The organism is Clostridium beijerinckii (assembly GCA_003129525.1).
GTDB classification, from domain to species: domain Bacteria; phylum Bacillota; class Clostridia; order Clostridiales; family Clostridiaceae; genus Clostridium; species Clostridium beijerinckii_D.
Genome location: CP029329.1, coordinates 2278853 through 2296158, shown reverse-complemented (window position 1 = coordinate 2296158; position 17306 = coordinate 2278853). Strand labels below are relative to the sequence as shown.

At 30.2% G+C, this 17306-nt stretch carries 14 protein-coding genes; all 14 read right to left on the bottom strand.

What is annotated here, in order from left to right:
• Position 1 precedes the first annotated feature (1 nt).
• The 14 genes from DIC82_10175 to DIC82_10110 all read right to left on the bottom strand — a co-directional run bounded on the left by DIC82_10175 (position 2) and on the right by DIC82_10110 (position 17272).
• Positions 2–2083 (bottom strand): translation initiation factor IF-2, encoded by a 2082-nt coding sequence (locus tag DIC82_10175; GenBank protein ID AWK51371.1) that lies wholly within the window; start codon positions 2081–2083, stop codon positions 2–4.
• Between the two features lie 26 nt (positions 2084–2109).
• The gene (locus tag DIC82_10170) at positions 2110–2421 is read right to left on the bottom strand and encodes a 50S ribosomal protein L7ae-like protein (protein AWK51370.1); all 312 of its coding nucleotides are present in this window, start codon (positions 2419–2421) and stop codon (positions 2110–2112) included.
• Positions 2414–2680 (bottom strand): DUF448 domain-containing protein, encoded by a 267-nt coding sequence (locus DIC82_10165; protein ID AWK51369.1) that lies wholly within the window; start codon positions 2678–2680, stop codon positions 2414–2416. Before DIC82_10165 ends, DIC82_10170 begins: the two co-directional genes overlap by 8 nt.
• Positions 2681–2693: 13 nt before the next feature.
• Positions 2694–3890: a transcription termination/antitermination protein NusA gene (gene nusA / locus DIC82_10160; protein ID AWK51368.1), complete on the bottom strand. Its 1197-nt coding sequence runs from the start codon at positions 3888–3890 to the stop codon at positions 2694–2696.
• A 16-nt stretch (positions 3891–3906) separates the two neighbouring features.
• Positions 3907–4368 (bottom strand): ribosome maturation factor RimP, encoded by a 462-nt coding sequence (locus tag DIC82_10155; protein AWK53066.1) that lies wholly within the window; start codon positions 4366–4368, stop codon positions 3907–3909.
• 338 nt (positions 4369–4706) lie between these two features.
• Positions 4707–9047, bottom strand: a complete 4341-nt coding sequence (gene polC, locus DIC82_10150; GenBank protein AWK51367.1) for a PolC-type DNA polymerase III — start codon at positions 9045–9047, stop codon at positions 4707–4709.
• A gap of 290 nt (positions 9048–9337) precedes the next feature.
• Positions 9338–10414, bottom strand: coding sequence for a 4-hydroxy-3-methylbut-2-en-1-yl diphosphate synthase (locus DIC82_10145; GenBank protein ID AWK51366.1), 1077 nt, complete (start codon positions 10412–10414; stop codon positions 9338–9340).
• Positions 10415–10566: 152 nt separating this feature from the next.
• Positions 10567–11577 (bottom strand): RIP metalloprotease RseP, encoded by a 1011-nt coding sequence (locus tag DIC82_10140; protein ID AWK51365.1) that lies wholly within the window; start codon positions 11575–11577, stop codon positions 10567–10569.
• Between the two features lie 17 nt (positions 11578–11594).
• A complete protein-coding gene (locus DIC82_10135) occupies positions 11595–12758 on the bottom strand; it encodes a 1-deoxy-D-xylulose-5-phosphate reductoisomerase (protein AWK51364.1) in 1164 nt (387 codons plus the stop codon).
• A gap of 243 nt (positions 12759–13001) precedes the next feature.
• On the bottom strand, positions 13002–13970 hold the full coding sequence (locus DIC82_10130) for an AI-2E family transporter (protein AWK51363.1): 969 nt from the start codon (positions 13968–13970) through the stop codon (positions 13002–13004).
• A gap of 191 nt (positions 13971–14161) precedes the next feature.
• Positions 14162–14956: a phosphatidate cytidylyltransferase gene (locus DIC82_10125; GenBank protein ID AWK51362.1), complete on the bottom strand. Its 795-nt coding sequence runs from the start codon at positions 14954–14956 to the stop codon at positions 14162–14164.
• A gap of 15 nt (positions 14957–14971) precedes the next feature.
• The gene (locus tag DIC82_10120) at positions 14972–15730 is read right to left on the bottom strand and encodes an isoprenyl transferase (GenBank protein AWK51361.1); all 759 of its coding nucleotides are present in this window, start codon (positions 15728–15730) and stop codon (positions 14972–14974) included.
• A 260-nt stretch (positions 15731–15990) separates the two neighbouring features.
• Entirely contained in the window at positions 15991–16548 is a 558-nt protein-coding gene (locus DIC82_10115; protein AWK51360.1) for a ribosome recycling factor, read from the bottom strand.
• Positions 16549–16558: 10 nt separating this feature from the next.
• A complete protein-coding gene (locus tag DIC82_10110) occupies positions 16559–17272 on the bottom strand; it encodes a UMP kinase (GenBank protein AWK51359.1) in 714 nt (237 codons plus the stop codon).
• Positions 17273–17306: the final 34 nt, after the last annotated feature.

Sequence of the window (17306 nt, the reverse complement as noted above, 5' to 3'; positions counted from 1 at the left end):
TTTAAAGTTCTTTTCTCTTAATTGCTTCCATCATAAAGCATTCAATGATGTCGCCCTCTTTAATGTTATTGAACTTATCAACAGTTAAACCACATTCATATCCAGCATTAACTTCTTTTGCATCATCTTTAAATCTCTTAAGTGATGATAATGTTGATTCAAAAATTACTATTCCATCTCTTATAACTCTTGTTTCTGCATTTCTTTGAAGCTTACCATTTAATACGTAACATCCTGCTATTGTTCCAATATTTGAAATTTTATATATTGATCTTATTTCTGCAGAACCTAATATAACTTCTTTGTATATTGGATCAAGCATTCCTATCATTGCTGCTTTAACATCATCAATTGCGTCATAGATAATTCTATAAGTCTTAATATCTACTCCGTCTCTATCAGCTAGCAATGCTGCATTATTATCAGGTCTTACATTAAAACCTATAACTATTGCATTAGATGCAGTTGCAAGTGTTATATCTGTTTCAGTTATAGCTCCAACACCACCATGAATAACTCTTACTTTTACATCATCAGTAGAAAGTTTATCTAAAGATCCCTTAATAGCTTCAATAGAACCTTGAACGTCTGCTTTTACTATTATAGCAAGCTCTTTAACGCTACCTTCTTTAATTTGATTATATAATTCTTCCAATGAAACTCTATGATTCGCAAGTAGTGTTTCTGCTTTTAAGTTATCTTTTCTAGTCTCAGCCATATTTCTAGCAGTTTTTTCATCTTTTACTTGATTGAATCTATCTCCTGCTACTGGAACATCTGAAAGTCCTAGAACTTCTACTGGAATTGATGGCCCAGCAGATTTAATTTTTTTACCAGTATCATCAAACATTGCTCTTATTCTACCATATGTAGAACCAACTAAAATTGAATCTCCAACTCTTAAAGTTCCATTTTGAACTAATAAACTAGCAACTGCACCTCTGCCCTTATCAAGTTTAGCTTCAATTACAGTTCCTCTTGCTCTTCTGTTTTCATTAGCTTTAAGTTCAAGCATTTCTGCTGAAAGAAGAACCATTTCAAGTAACTTATCAATATTTAAATTTTGTTTTGCAGATACTTCTACGCATATAGTATCTCCACCCCAATCTTCTGTAAGTAAGCCCTTATCTGCCAATTCTTGTTTAACTCTATCGATATTTGCACCTGGCTTATCAATTTTGTTTATTGCAACTACTATTGGAACTCCTGCTGCTTTACAGTGATCAATAGCTTCTTTAGTTTGTGGCATAATTCCATCATCTGCTGCAACTACTAATATAACAATATCCGTAATTTGTGCTCCTCTAGCTCTCATTGCTGTGAAGGCTTCATGTCCTGGAGTATCTAAGAATGTTATTTCTTCTCCATTTAATGTAATAGTATAAGCTCCTATATGTTGAGTTATACCACCTGCTTCTGTATCAGTAACCTTTGCTTTTCTTATACAATCAAGTAGTGATGTCTTACCATGGTCAACGTGGCCCATAACAGTTACAATTGGTGGTCTCTTTTGAAGATCTTCTTCATTATCTTCTTCGATTTCCAAAACTTCTAACTCTTGGCTTTCTTCTTTCTTTTCAGCAATAACTTGATATTCAGCACATACTTTTTTTGCTGTTTCGAAATCTACTTCTTGATTTACCCCTGCCATAACGCCTGAGAAAATTAATGTTCTTATTACATCATTTGTAGGTTTATCTAACTTTTCAGCTAATTCTTTAACTGTTATGCTTTCACCTATTTCTATTATTGGAGCATCTTCCATGCTTTTTTCAGCCTCAATCTTTAAGGCCTCTTCTTCTTCTTCTCTTCTAGTTTTTTTCTTTTTTCTGCTTACGTTGTTAAGTTGTTCTGCTAATTCATCTTCATATACATCAACAATGCTCTTTGAAACTTGAATTCCTGCTAAATTTTCTTCTGCTCTTCCTGCTAATAATTCTTTTATTAATATCGCATCCTCATCTTCAATTGTACTCATATGATTTTTTGCTTCTATATTAAATTCTTCCATTAATATAGTTATTAAATCCTTTGACTCTATGTTTAGTTCTTTTGCTAATTCGTGCACTCTTATTTTTGACATGCAGTCACCCCCATATTATTATATACTCATATATTTTTTTCCTCCTCGTATAACGACAGCATTGTTTTTGCTATACCGTCATCTAGTATTCCAAGTAGCATAACTTCTTTTCGCCCAATCGGAGTTCCTAGTTGTTCTTTCGAGAAATCTTGAATATATGGTATATTTTTTTCTATACAATGTTTTTTAAATTTATTCTTAGACTTATCTGATAAATCATTAGATATTATAAACATATAGATTTTAGTTTTATTTCTATAATCATCACATTTACTATATCCTTCAAGTAAATTCCTTGATTTTTTTGCAATACTTAGAAAGTTAAAAAACTTATTCATTATTCACTTCATCCTTTAGTTTATCATAAATTTCTTCACTTATAGTAATTTCTAAGTTTCTACTAAGTCTCTTTGTTTTAAATGCTTTTTCTAAGCATTCTATATTTCTGCAAATGTATGCGCCTCTTCCTGATTTTTTACCAGTTAAATCAACACAGACATCTTCATCTGGAGTTTTTACTATTCTAATTAATTCTTTCTTTGGTTTCATTTCCATGCAACCAGTGCACATTCTTAAAGGGATTTTCTTAACCTTCATGAAAAGCACCCCACTATTCTTCTATTTTTTCAATTGAAGCTTCCATGTCTTTTGAATCATTAACTTCAATATCTTCTGAAATTTCTAATTCACTTAAATCAGTAATATTTTCATTTTCTATTTCTACTTCAGTGTTTAGAATTCTTTCTTCTTCTGCATCTTGTGCATCTTTTTGAGATTTACTCTTAATATCTATCTTCCAATTTGTAAGTTTAGCTGCAAGTCTTACATTTTGACCTTCTTTTCCAATTGCTAGTGAAAGTTGATTATCATCTACAATAACTTGGCAAGATTTGTTCACTTCATTAACTACTACGTCCAAAACTTTTGCTGGACTCAATGAATTAGCTATAAATTCTTCTGGTTCTTTACTCCATTTTATTATATCTATCTTTTCATTTTTTAGTTCATTAACTATGCTTTGTACTCTTGTTCCTTTAGGCCCTACACAAGCTCCCATTGGATCTACTTCTTCATTATTAGAGTATACAGCTATTTTACTTCTTGAACCTGCTTCTCTTGAAATATTTTTAATTTCAACTACGCCTTCAAAAATTTCTGGCACTTCAAGTTCAAATAATCTTTTAACTAATCCTGGATGTGTTCTTGAAACATGTATTTGAGGACCCTTAGTTCCATTCTTAACTTCAACTATATATAGTTTTAACCTTTCGTTGAATTTATATTCCTCATTTGGAATTTGTTCATTAGGACCTATTATGCCTTCTAACTTTCCTAAATTAACAAAAACAATACCTTTATCTTTTCTTAGTATGATTCCTGTAATTATATCAAATTCCTTTTCTTTATATTCATCATATATTATGTTTCTTTCAGCTTCCTTGATTCTTTGAGTGACAACTTGCTTTGCAAGTTGAGCTGCAACTCTTCCGAAATTCTTAGGAGTTACTTCTATGTTTATTATATCATCAACTTCATTTTTAGGACTTAATTGTTTTGCATCTTCTACTGAAATTTCTGTAACATCATCATATACCTCATCTACTACTGTTTTTTGAGCATATACATGTATTTCTCCCGTTTCTCTGTCCATATTTACTTTTACATTTTGTGCATTGCTATTAGCATTAGCATAATTTTTCTTATATGCTGCAACCATTGCATCTTGAATTGTTGTAAAAAGTAACTCTTCTGAAATTCCCTTTTCTTTAATCAATTCTTTAAGAGCACCTACAAACTCTTCATTCATTTTTATACCCTCCTTGCTATATTTCCCCTTCTAAATTTGCAAATTTTATTTTATCTTTTAGAATTTCAACTTCTGTTTCTGCTTCAACTACTATGTAGTCTTCCAAAACATCTTTTAATATTCCTTTTACACTTTTAGTTCCATTAATAGCACTAGTAAGTTTTACCAATACTTCTTTTCCGATGACTTGTTTGAAATGTTCTTCTTTATATAATCCTCTATTAAGGCCTGGTGAAGAAACTTCTAAGTAATATGCATCTTCAATTGGATCTTCAGTATCTAAAATTTCACTAACTCGTCTTGAAACTGCTACACAATCATCTAATGATATTCTATCATCTTTTTTCTCTATATATATTCTTAAATAAAATTCTCCATTTTCCTTTATATACTCTACATAATATAATTCATACAATAATTCTGAAATAATAGGTTTAACTAGTTCTTCAATTTTTTCAATCAATATATCCTTTTTCAATTTTCTAACCCTCACTTTCATCTTTTAAAAACACCTAGCTTATAACTATCTTATGCATTTTTAAAATTTGTAATCAAAAACGCAACTATCTTAAATTAGTTGCGTTACAAACAGAAAGAGCGGGTAATTTTCCCACTCCTTTTTTTCTAGCTATTAGAAATAAATCTACTTACATGATATCACAAATATCTTTACAATACAAGGGTTATTTCAGTTAACAATTAACAAAGAACAATTAACAATTAATGATGAAATCCTTCCAGGATTTCAAAAAAATCTTTTTTAAGAAATTCCGTAGGAATTTCATCCTCCATTGTTAATTGTTAATTATTAATTGATTAAAACAGTGATAATTGATTGGTCTCAGACATTCCATCTAAACATCCATGAATATTCAATCCTTCTATAGCGGTTTTTGAAATTCCTGCTCTTATTCTTAAATCTTCTTTCGAAATAAATTCTCCATTTTTTCTAGCTTCAACTATGCCTTTTCCAGCATTATCTGCAAGTCCTGGGATAGCATTTAAAGGTGGACGAAGTGCGCCGTTTTCAATTATAAATTTTGTAGCTTCAGATTTATATAAGTCAACTCTCAAAATTTTTACCCCTCTCTTATAAGCTTCAAAGCATAGCTCAAGTACTGTAATAAGTCCCTTATCTTTTACACTTGCATTATTTCCAAGTTCATATAATTCTTGAAGTTTAGCATGAATTGCACTTTCTCCAAGACATATTAAATTAGCATCAAAATCATCTGCTCTAACAGTAAAATAAGTTGCATAATAAGCTTCAGGATTATATACCTTATGATATGCTACTCTAACTGCCATCATAACATATGCAACAGCATGCCCTTTAGGGAACATGTATTTTATCTTTTTACAAGAATCTATATACCAATCAGGAACTTCATGTTCTCTCATTAATTTCTCATCATCTTCTGAAAGTCCTTTACCTTTTCTGACTTTTTCCATTATAGTAAATGCACTTTTAGGTGGTAGGTCTTTATACATAAGATAAACCATTATATCATCTCTTGTCGCAATACAATCTTTTAATGTAGTAAATCCTTCTTTTATATAATATTGTGCATTATTAAGCCAAACGTCCGTACCATGAGAAAGACCCGATATTCTAACTAAATCCGAAAAACTTTTAGGTTGAGTATCTACAAGCATTCCTCTAACAAATTTTGTTCCGAACTCAGGGAGTCCATAACTTCCAACTTCACACCCAAGTTCTTCTCTTGTAACTCCAAGTGCCTCTGGCGATGTGAAAAGACTTATAACTTTTTCATCATTTAAAGGTATTGACTTAGGATCAACTCCGGTTAAATCCTGTAGCATTCTAAGTACTGTAGGATCATCATGGCCTAGTATATCTAGTTTTAAAAGTCTTCCACTTATTGAGTGATAATCAAAATGAGTAGTTATTACGTCTGTATCATTATCATCTGCTGGATGTTGAATTGGACAAAAATTATAAATTTCATTATCTGCAGGCACAACCATAATTCCTCCTGGATGTTGCCCTGTAGTTCTTTTTATTCCTGTACAGCCTAAAGTAAGTCTATCTATTTCCGCTTGAGATACCCTAAGGTTTCTTTCTTCTAAATATTTTCTTACATATCCATATGCTGTCTTTTCAGCAACAGTACCAATTGTACCAGCTTTAAAGGTGTGCCCTTTACCAAATAGAACTTCTGTATATCTATGAACAACACCTTGATATTCGCCAGAAAAGTTAAGATCTATATCAGGCTCCTTATCACCTTCAAATCCCAAGAAAGTTTCAAATGGTATATCATGACCATCTTTTTTATAAGGAATACCACAATCGGGGCAATCTTTATCTTCTAAATCAGCTCCTGAACTAACTGATCCATCTAAGAAAAACTCTGATTTTCTGCATTTTGTACAAACATAGTGAGGTGGAAGTCCATTAACCTCTGTAATGTCTGACATAGTAGCTACAAAGGAAGATCCAACCGAGCCTCTTGAACCAACTAAATATCCGTCTTCAGTAGATTTTGCAACAAGTTTTTGTGCAATAAGATACAGTACGGCATATCCATTATTTATTATGGAATTTAATTCTTTATCTAATCTCTTTTGAACAACTTCTGGAAGTACATCTCCATATATAGAGTGAACTTTATTTAAGGTCATATTTTTAATATCTTCTTCAGCCCCCTCTATTTTAGGAGCATAAGTTTCATCTGGAATAGGTTTCAAAACATCTATTGCATCTGATATTTTTTTAGGATTATCAATAACAACTTCCTTTGCTATATCGCGTCCTAAATATTCAAATTCTTTTAACATCTCTTCAGTTGTTCTAAAATAAAGTGGAGGCTGATTATCTGCATCTTTAAATCCTTGCCCTGCCATTAGTATTCTTCTAAACATTTCATCTTTAGGATCCATAAAATGAACATCGCAAGTAGCAACTGTCATCTTATTATATTTCTTACCTAAATCATATATCCTTTTGTTTATTGCCTTAAGTTCATCTTCATCTTGAACCATTCCCTTTTGAATTAAAAAGTTATTATTCGCAATTGGTTGAATTTCTAAATAATCATAAAAATCTATTATCGGTTTTAGTTCATCATCACTTTTACCATCCAAAATCGCTCTATAAACCTCACCAGCTTCACATGCAGAACCTATTATAAGACCATCTCTCACTTCTGAAAGCAAACTTTTAGGAGTCCTAGGTCTTTTCGAGAAATTATTCAAATGAGCTTCTGAAATTAATTTATATAAATTTTTTAATCCAGCTTGAGTCTTAGCCAATATAATTATATGATATGTTGGTTGCTTCTTAATATCGAACTTTGATAAAAACAATTCATTTAATGATTTTAAATCTTCTACTTCATACTCTTCTTTTAATTTTTCAAAACATTTTAAGAGTATTTCTCCAGTTGCTTTTGCATCATCCACTGCCCTATGATGATTTTCAAGAGAAATTCCTAAATGCTTTGCAACTATATTTAATTTAACTTTTTTTAGTTCAGGATATAAAAATCTAGCAAGTGGAACTGTATCCATTATTGATAAATCAAAATCTATTTCTAAATCTCTACAGTTTTTCTTTATAAACCCCGTATCAAAACTTGCATTATGAGCCACAATAACGCTATCACTGCAAAACTCCATGAACTTTGGCAAAATGGTATCTATAGTCTCTGAATCTCTTACCATATCGTCATTAATGCTTGTAAGTTCAGTTATCTTATATGGGATACTTCTTTTGGGATTAACAAAATGACTAAAATTATCTATAACTTCTCCATTTTTAATTTTCACTGCTCCAATTTCTATAATCTTATCATTTACAGGTGAGAATCCTGTAGTTTCTAAATCAAAGACTACAAAAGTATCATTTAAGGTATCTCCTTTTTCATTTAATACAACTGGAATTCCATTATCAACTAAATAACCCTCTACTCCGTAAAGAATCTTTATACCAAATTTCTTAGCACAGCTCTGAGCTTCTGGATAAGCTTGAACTCCACCATGATCTGTTATTGCAATTGCTTCATGTCCCCAAGATGCAGCCCTTTCAATAAGTTTTCCTGCTGATGTCATTCCATCCATTGTACTCATAGTCGTATGAAGATGAAGTTCTATCCTCTTTTCAGTTGCACCATCCATCTTTTGAATCTTTTTCATCCTAGATATATCTCTGCCCATGATTACAACTTCTCTTGCATAAGTATCATAGGTAGCTTCTCCTCTGACCTTGCAATAAAATCCTTTTTTAACTTCATCTATGACTGCATCCTTCTCTTGAGGTTTTAAGAATAACTTAACAGAAATTGAACTAGTATAATCAGTAATAAAAAATGTTAAAATAGTCTTTCCTGTTTTTGTTTCAATCATTTCAGTTTTAAATACTTCTCCAATTATCGCAACATAACCACTTGTTTCATCTATATCTTTTATCTCTGTAGTATCCATTCTTATAGAGCGACCATATACAGTATTTTCATCTTTAGGTTCTCTCTTATAAGATTGATAATCAGTTTTCTTTTCTACTTTAGGCCCATTGTAATTTTCGTTGCTAGAATTACTATTTGAAGTTTGACTTCCAGTTACTACTCGATTATCCATAGTTTCTTTTATTATTTTAATATTTTCTTCTTTTTTCTTAGCTTCGTATTTTTCTTGAAGCACTAAATCTTCATTAAAATTAAATTGCACTTTCACTTTTATATTAAATATATCATTAATTGAGCTTTCAATTAATGAAGTTATCTTTTTATTAACAGCATGATTAATTAATGTTTCATTACCTGAATATATATTAATAGTTTTTCCATCAATTTGCTTGTTAGTTGAATATAAAATAGGTCTACATAAAGGAACTTTTCTTGCTATTTCTTCTACAACATTGCTCCATTCTCTTCCTATAATATCTTCTAACCCTATATTATTTACGTCTTTATAACATAGAATTTCTATATTTACATCGAACCCCAAACTTTTTATAACTATTTTTTTTAAGGCCTCTTCATCTTGTTGGTTCAATGTTTCTACTGCTTTTAATATAATTTTAAGAGTTTGACTTTTTTTATAAAATTGAAATCTTAAAATTTGAATTTCTTTATCTTCTAAATCTTCATTGTTATTAATTTCTTTTTTAAGAATTTTTATAAACTCTTGACCCAAAGGATAATCCCCACCTTTATTCAGTTAACAGTTTTATAGTTAAATATTTATATAGTTATATTCTTAAATACTTACCTTGTTACATAGTTAAATATTTATATAGTTACATATTTAAATATTTACCTTGTTACATAGTTAAATATTTATACAGTTATATTCTTAAATACTTACCTTGTTACATAGTTATATAGTTTATATCACTTTTGCTTTTTTAATCTGCGAAATGATCTTGGTTGCGCTTAATAAGTTCCTGATTATGCTTCGCACTCTTTTCAGAAGTGCGTGCTTTTTTAATCTGTGTATAGTTTTTCTATTTCTTCCATAAGAGCATCAACTAATTCTTCTTCCTTAACTTTCTTTATAACCTTACCTTTTTTAAAGATAATTCCTTCACCTATGCCACCAGCAATTCCAATATCAGCTTCTCTAGCTTCTCCTGGTCCATTTACTACGCATCCCATAACTGCAACTTTAATATCTTTTTTACGCGTGCCCTTTAGGGTATAATTTTCTAATCTTTTTTCAACTTCTTCTGCAATCTTTATTAAACTTATTTGAGTTCTTCCGCAAGTGGGACAAGATACGAATTCAACACCTTTTTTTCTTAATCCTAAGTTTTTTAAAATTTCAATACCAACTTTTATTTCATGAATAGGATCAGTAGTTAATGATACTCTTATAGTATCTCCTATACCTTCTGCAAGAAGAGTCCCAATTCCTATACTTGATTTAATTGTTCCTCTTTGAATAGTTCCCGCTTCTGTCACTCCCAAATGAAGAGGATAATCACATTTTTTTGCTATTAATCTATAACACTCTATCATCATAGTTACATTTGACGACTTTATTGATATAACAATATCATGAAAATCTAAATCTTCTAAAATCTTAACATGTCTTAATGCACTTTCAACTAATCCTTCTGCTGTTGGCATACCATACTTTTCTAATATATCTTTTTCCAAAGATCCAGAATTAACACCAATCCTTATAGGTATTTGTTTTTCAGTGCAAGCTACTTTAAGAATCTTAATTTTATCTATATTTCCTATATTCCCAGGATTTATTCTGAGAGCTGAAACTCCATTTTCAATTGCCTTTAGAGCTAACTTATAATCAAAATGTATATCTGCAACTACTGGAATAGGCGATTTCTTTGTTATTTCCCTTAAACTTTCCGCATCATCCATATCCAGCACTGCACATCTTATAATATCGCATCCTGCATCGTATAACTTTTCTATTTGGTTTAAGGTATCTTCTACATTTTTAGTACGAGTTGTAGTCATTGATTGTACTGTAATAGGAGCATCTCCTCCAACATATATATTTCCTACTTTGACTTTTCTCGATTTTCTTCTTTCCATATGTATCTCTCCTAACTCTTCCCTAAAAAAAATTGTAGCTTTTTATTAACATATATCTATTTATTTATGTAAATAGCTTACTCATATAGATCAAGTTTCACTTTATCTGAGTAAGCTTTAGGCATATTTAAAAATATACCTTATATTATCACCTAAAATTTTACTGGAAATATTATATCTTTTATAGTTACTAATATCATAAGCCCTATAAGTGCTGCAAAACCTATATAATTTAATACTCCAACTATCTTGTCTGGGACTTTTCTTCTAGTTATTAATTCAATTAATAATATTACGCACCAACCACCGTCTAATGCTGGAAATGGCAATAAATTAAATACTGCTAAATTTACACTTAAAAATCCAACGAAATAAACTAAATTCCAAATCCCTGCTTGTGCAGTCGCTGCTGACATTTTAATTATTGTAATAGGTCCACCAACATCAGTTTTAAGGTTTGCTTTCCCTGTAAATATCATTTCTAGCCCTTTAAATGTTTGAGTGACTAGAGATGCTGTTTGATTAAAACTTTGTTTAAAACTCTCACCCATTCCTGGATTTTGTACTTTTGAGAAATTAATACCAATTAATAATTGACCATTTTCATTTTTTCTTGGCGTTACAGTTATATCTCTTTTCTCTCCATCTCTATCAATAGAAACATTTATGGGATTCCCATAAGACAAAGCTACTCCTGCAGCAATATTATCATATGAAAAAGCTCTTAACCCATTTACTTTTAGAATTTTATCTCCCGCTAAAATCCCCGCTTCGTATGCAGGTGATGACGGAACAATTTCTGTTGATGTTGTACTTGTATATCCAAAGTTATGTATTATAGCTGTAAAAATTATTATTGCCAATACATAATTCATTATTACTCCTGCAATTATTATGCTTATTCTTCTTAAAGGAGATTTTGCTGAAAAGCTTCTTTCATCCTCAACTGCTTCTTCTTCTCCCATCATTTTTACATATCCACCTATAGGGAAAAGTCTCCAAGAATATTTTGTTTCTTTTCCCTGTTTTGAGAAAATCTTTGGTCCCATTCCAATAGAAAATTCTTCAACCCTTACTCCATTTAATTTTGCTAAGGTAAAATGTCCTAGTTCATGAACAATTATTAAAACTCCAAAGGCTAATATAGCCATAATTATATACATATTTTTAAATTCCCTCCTTAAATTACTGCGTTATCTACCACATATTTTTTAACTTTTTGATCTAATTCAATAATATTTTCTAATGTTAATTCTTTCTGAGCTTCCTCTCTAAATACTTCCATACATTTTTCTATTATATCCGAAATTTCTAAAAACTTTATTTTCTCATTTAAAAATAATTCTACAGCGGCTTCATTAGCTCCATTTAAAATAGTTGGCATAAGCCCACCTATTTTTCCAGCTTTAAATGATAAATTTAAAGCCTTAAACGTATCTAGATCTGGTTTTTCAAAAGTTAATTTTGATATTTCATAAAAATTTATTGTATCAGCAATTAGATTTTCTCTTTTTTCATAATTGAGAGCATATTGTATTGGCAATCTCATATCTTGCGCACCAAGCTGTGATATTATACTTCCGTCAGTATATTCCACCATAGAATGTATAATACTTTGTGGATGTACTACAACTTGTATATTATCATAATCACAATTGAAAAGCCAATGTGCTTCTATCACTTCAAGTCCTTTATTCATTAGTGTTGCGGAATCTATTGAAATTTTTCTTCCCATATTCCACTTAGGGTGTTTTAGTGCATCTTCTACTTTTATTTCTTGTAATTCTTCTATTATTTTCCCCCTAAACGGACCTCCTGATGCAGTTAAAATCACTTTTCTTAATGTATTCATATCATTCCCTCTTAAAGACTGAAAAATAGCACTATGTTCTGAATCTACTGGAAGTATCTTTACATTATTTTCTTTAGCAGCCTTCATGACGATTTCTCCTGCAACGACTAAAGTTTCTTTATTGGCAAGAGCAATATCTTTTTTAGCTTCTATAGCTTTCATTGTAGGTTCTAGCCCTATCATACCAACTACAGATGTCACTACTATGTCAATTTCATCTAAGGAAGCTATTTTATTAAGACCCTCTATTCCCTCTAAAACTTTAATTGATTTATTTTGTTCTTTGCAATAGTTATTTATTGCATAAGCACTTTTCGAATCCATCATAGCTACATAAGAAGGTTCAAATTCCTCTATTATTTCAATAACTTTTTCTACAGAAGTATTTGCAGTTACTCCAATTAATCTTAATTCTCCATTTGATTTTCTAATTACATCTAAGGTTTGAGTCCCTATAGAACCTGTAACCCCTAGTATAGAAAGTTTTCTCATTCTTTTTCCTCCTAAAATTCAAGCACAACAATCACCATAATTAATTTAAAAATATCTACAATTATATGAAGATTAGAATAAACTTTTATGAACTCTGAAGGAAAAGTGATGCTCCAAATCTTGTATTTGATCAGAAGTATAAGTTCCGTATTGTTGCATAGCCACTCTTTTTAGAGGTGCAGAACTTTCTCTGTGAGCTTTTATCCTTCATTGTTAACTGTTAATTGTATATTGTTAATTGAATTAATCTGTGCTATAAATTATTTCTTTTGCTAAAATACTGTACATTGGTCCAACTAATATCCCTAGAATTCCAAAGATCTTCACTCCAACATATATAGATAATAATATAACAAGAGGGTGAATATCTAATTTGTCACCTAAAAATTTAGCCTCTAATATTTCCCTAACAATTTGCACGAATACATATAAACACATAAGTCCAAATGCAGTAAGAAAATTCTTCATTATAATATTGTATATTATAATCGGAATAAATACAATTATAGTGCCAACGTATGGCAAAATATCTAAAATGCCACATATGATTCCAATGGTAAAGAAATTGGGAACCTTAAGTATAAGAAATCCAATTATAATTTCTAAAGTGGAAATTAGCACTAGTATTCCTTCTATTCCAATCATTTCAGTAAAATTTTCCTTTTGATTTTTAAATTTTAATATTATCTCTTTTGGAAACAACATTGAAATCAATTCTAGTATTTTTTGTTTATCTATTAGTACAAAAAAAGTGCATATATTGCCTATAAAATAAGCTAGAATGCTTTCCCCAGTACTTACTGCACCTCTTCTTATGTTTTGGTCATAAATTATAGAAATCACACTTTTTCCAGTTTTAAAATTTTTAAAATCTACATTTAGCGCAATAGAAATATCCTGAATAAACTTATTTATCCATTCTAAATTTGTTAAATAAACCTTTTTAAATACATCAATAATTTCGCTTCCTAAATATATACCTATAAGAATTATAATAATATTAACAATAATAATACTCAAAGCACCAGCAATTTTATTTGGCATTTTAGCTTTAATCATAATTTTATATATAGGTGTGCAAATTATAAACATTACAACCATAGATACAAAAGGTTTAAAATAATATTTTATCAAAAGTGTTCCTATTACTACTAAAATAAGAGATAACAAAAGCGAGAAAAGCTTTTTATATGTTTTAAAAATATTCTTCACCTCACTAAGGCACCTTAAATAAAATAACATACTCTTATGTTATTTTTTTGAGTGTACCTGAAATTCAGTTGGAGTATAAAACTCCAGATAAAATTTTTCACTTTATAGTATATGCTTATTATGTTTGCTTAAAAACTTCATAATTCAATTTACAAAAAAAAATCGCAAATCTATAAATTTGCGATTTTATACTAAAGTCCTATTATAAAAGTTACGTAATAAAAAACAACAGTTGCTGAAAATATTATACTGTCAAATCTGTCTAATATTCCTCCATGTCCTGGAATTAAATTACTATAGTCTTTAATTTCTACATGTCTTTTAATTGAAGAAGCAACTAAATCTCCTAATTGTCCAAATATCCCGCACAAAGCACCTATTATAAAATAATTATATATTGGCATAATATTTATGTATTTTTGTACTACAATTCCAAAAATTCCACAGAAAACTGTTGCCCCTATAAGTCCACCTATTGACCCTTCTATGGTCTTTTTAGGCGATACTCTTGGTGAAAGTTTATGTTTCCCAAATAATTTGCCACTATAAAAAGCTGCTGTGTCTGAAAGCCATGAACCAATAAATATGATCCAAATCAAAAATTCACCATATGGTTTTGCATTAACTAAATATAGAAAACTAAATAAAATTCCACAGTATATAAATCCTAGTAATGTTAATGAAACATCAATAAAAGTATATTTCAAATTTAAGACTGGAAGTATTAATAATATAAATGCTGCAACAACAATAACATACATCATATACTCAAAATTGTTGTTAAAAAGATAATATATTATTAAAAGAATATAACCCGCACTTTTTACAGGTTTAAAATTTTTCTCTTTTAATGCATTATAAAATTCCCAAAGTGATAGTATAGATAATGCAAATACAAAGCCTTTAAGATACATTCCTCCAAGAAAAACAAATATTATAAATGGAGCAATCATCGCAGCACCTAAATATCTATTATTAGACTTCAAAATCTAACCACTCCTCTATTTAACTTTTCCAAAGCGTCTATCTCTATTTTGATAATCCGCTATGGCTCTTTTTAAATCTATTTCTTTAAAATCTGGCCAATTTATATCAGAATACCAAAATTCAGAATAAGCACATTGCCATAGTAAAAAATTACTAAGTCTTTGTTCTCCAGATGGTCTAATAATTAAATCTGGATCTGGTATGCCTTTAGTATATAAATATTTTTCTACCAATTCTTCATTTATTTCTTCTTCTTTTATTTTATTATTTTTTATATCTGAACTAATAAGCTTAATAGCTCTAATTATTTCATTTCTGCCTCCATAGTTTAAAGCAAAATTCAAGTTTATCTTTGTATTATTCTTAGTAGCTTCTATAGACTCTCTCAAAGCTTTTTGACATTCTTCAGGTAGCTTTGTAACATCTCCCAAAACATTCATTCTAACGCCATTGTCATTACATTCTTTTAATTCTTTTTTTAAATAATTAACTAAAAGTTTCATTAATGTTCCAACTTCATCTTTAGGTCTTGACCAATTTTCAGTTGAAAAAGCATATAAAGTCAAATTTTTTACGCCTAGTCTACTAGCTTCCTTTAGAATTATTCTAATAGTTTCAACGCCTGCTTTATGTCCCATGCTTCTTGGCAAGTTTTGTTTTTTAGCCCATCGTCCATTACCATCCATTATTATAGCTATATGATTTGGTATGTTATTCATATCCAAGTCAAAATTTTTTTCATATTCTTTTTTTGATTTAAATATATTGAACATGTCTTCTCCCCCTAGTTCATTGCCAGTTAACAATTAACAGTTAACAATTAACAGTTAAGGTTGAAAGCCTATGGCTTTCTTTAAATATCGCTCTGTGAATCTGCTTGCTCAAAGAGTAAGCGATCCACTCCAAATCTTTCCCTTAGGAGGCTAACACCCTTCGGTTGTTAACTAAGTTTGAGAAACCAAATATAAAATTTGGACTCTCACTTATCTGCTTAAGGAAAAAACCTGCTTTCGCAGCAGGTTTTCATTGAATTTTAAACTGATAAAACTGATTTTTCTTTTGCTAAAATAATATTATCTATTTGCTTTACAACTGCATCAGTCTTCTTTTGAACCTCATCTTCAGCTTTTTTTATTTGATCTTCTGAAAAATCAGAATCCTTTTTTAAATCTTTAATCTTATCATTAGCAGTTTTTCTAATTGATCTTATAGCTACCTTAGCGTCTTCTCCTGTTTTCTTTACTTTCTTAACAAGAATCTTTCTAGTTTCTTCTGTTAATTCTGGAACTACTAATCTAATAATTGAACCATCATTTGAAGGATTTAACCCTAAGTCTGATTTTAAAATAGCTTTTTCTATTTCTCTTAATAGAGGTTTTTCCCATGGTGTTATCATAAGTACTCTTGGTTCTGGAGCTGAAACATTTGCCACTTGGCTAAGTGGACACATACTTCCATAATAATCAACTTGAATCCTATCGAGCATTGTTGGGTTTGCTCTACCTGCCTTCATTGTTGATAGATCTGACTCTAACACAGATATTGTTTTTTTCATTTTTTCCTCTGCATTTTTAATGATTTCCTTAATCATGATTATCCTCCTATTTCTTTTTTACTAATGTACCTATACTTTCTCCATACATTGCTCTTTTAATATTTCCTGGCTCATCTAATCCAAATACAAGAATTGGAATTTCATTATCCATACATAATGAAGTTGCTGTAGAATCCATAACTTGTAATCCTTGTTCTAATACTTCTATATATGATAGTGTATCATATTTTTTAGCATCTGAATACTTATGAGGATCTTTATCATAAACCCCATCAACTTTTTTAGCTAAAAGAATTACATCTGCTTCAATTTCAGCGGCTCTAAGTGCTGCAGTAGTATCTGTTGAAAAATATGGGTTTCCTGTACCAGCAGCAAAAATAACAACTCTGCCTTTTTCTAAATGTCTCATTGCTCTTCTTCTTATGAATGGTTCTGCAATTTCTTTCATTTCTATAGCAGTTTGTACTCTTGTTTTAACACCCACTTGTTCTAACGAATCCTGAAGCGCTAATGCATTTATACAAGTTGCCATCATTCCCATGTAATCTGCAGTGGTTCTGTCCATGCCTTCACCACTTCTGCCTCTCCAAATGTTTCCGCCACCAACTACAGTTCCTACTTCAACACCCATGTCGACTAATTCTTTAATTTCAAGTGCTATTCTTTTAGCCACATTAAAATCAAGTCCAAACCCACTAACTCCAGCTAATGCTTCTCCTGAAATCTTTAAAATTACCCTCTTGTATTTACAATCTGCCATTTATAATTACCTCCTGAATTTTTTAGAGATTAGA

Bases quoted from the DNA above. Each gene is read 5' to 3' on its own strand.
- DIC82_10175 (AWK51371.1), bottom strand. From the start codon at position 2,083: ATGTCAAAAATAAGAGTGCACGAATTAGCAAAAGAACTAAACATAGAG.
- DIC82_10170 (AWK51370.1), bottom strand. From the start codon at position 2,421: ATGAATAAGTTTTTTAACTTTCTAAGTATTGCAAAAAAATCAAGGAAT.
- DIC82_10165 (AWK51369.1), bottom strand. From the start codon at position 2,680: ATGAAGGTTAAGAAAATCCCTTTAAGAATGTGCACTGGTTGCATGGAA.
- nusA (AWK51368.1), bottom strand. From the start codon at position 3,890: ATGAATGAAGAGTTTGTAGGTGCTCTTAAAGAATTGATTAAAGAAAAG.
- DIC82_10145 (AWK51366.1), bottom strand. From the start codon at position 10,414: ATGGAAAGAAGAAAATCGAGAAAAGTCAAAGTAGGAAATATATATGTT.
- DIC82_10140 (AWK51365.1), bottom strand. From the start codon at position 11,577: ATGTATATAATTATGGCTATATTAGCCTTTGGAGTTTTAATAATTGTT.
- DIC82_10135 (AWK51364.1), bottom strand. From the start codon at position 12,758: ATGAGAAAACTTTCTATACTAGGGGTTACAGGTTCTATAGGGACTCAA.
- DIC82_10120 (AWK51361.1), bottom strand. From the start codon at position 15,730: ATGTTCAATATATTTAAATCAAAAAAAGAATATGAAAAAAATTTTGAC.
- DIC82_10115 (AWK51360.1), bottom strand. From the start codon at position 16,548: ATGATTAAGGAAATCATTAAAAATGCAGAGGAAAAAATGAAAAAAACA.
- DIC82_10110 (AWK51359.1), bottom strand. From the start codon at position 17,272: ATGGCAGATTGTAAATACAAGAGGGTAATTTTAAAGATTTCAGGAGAA.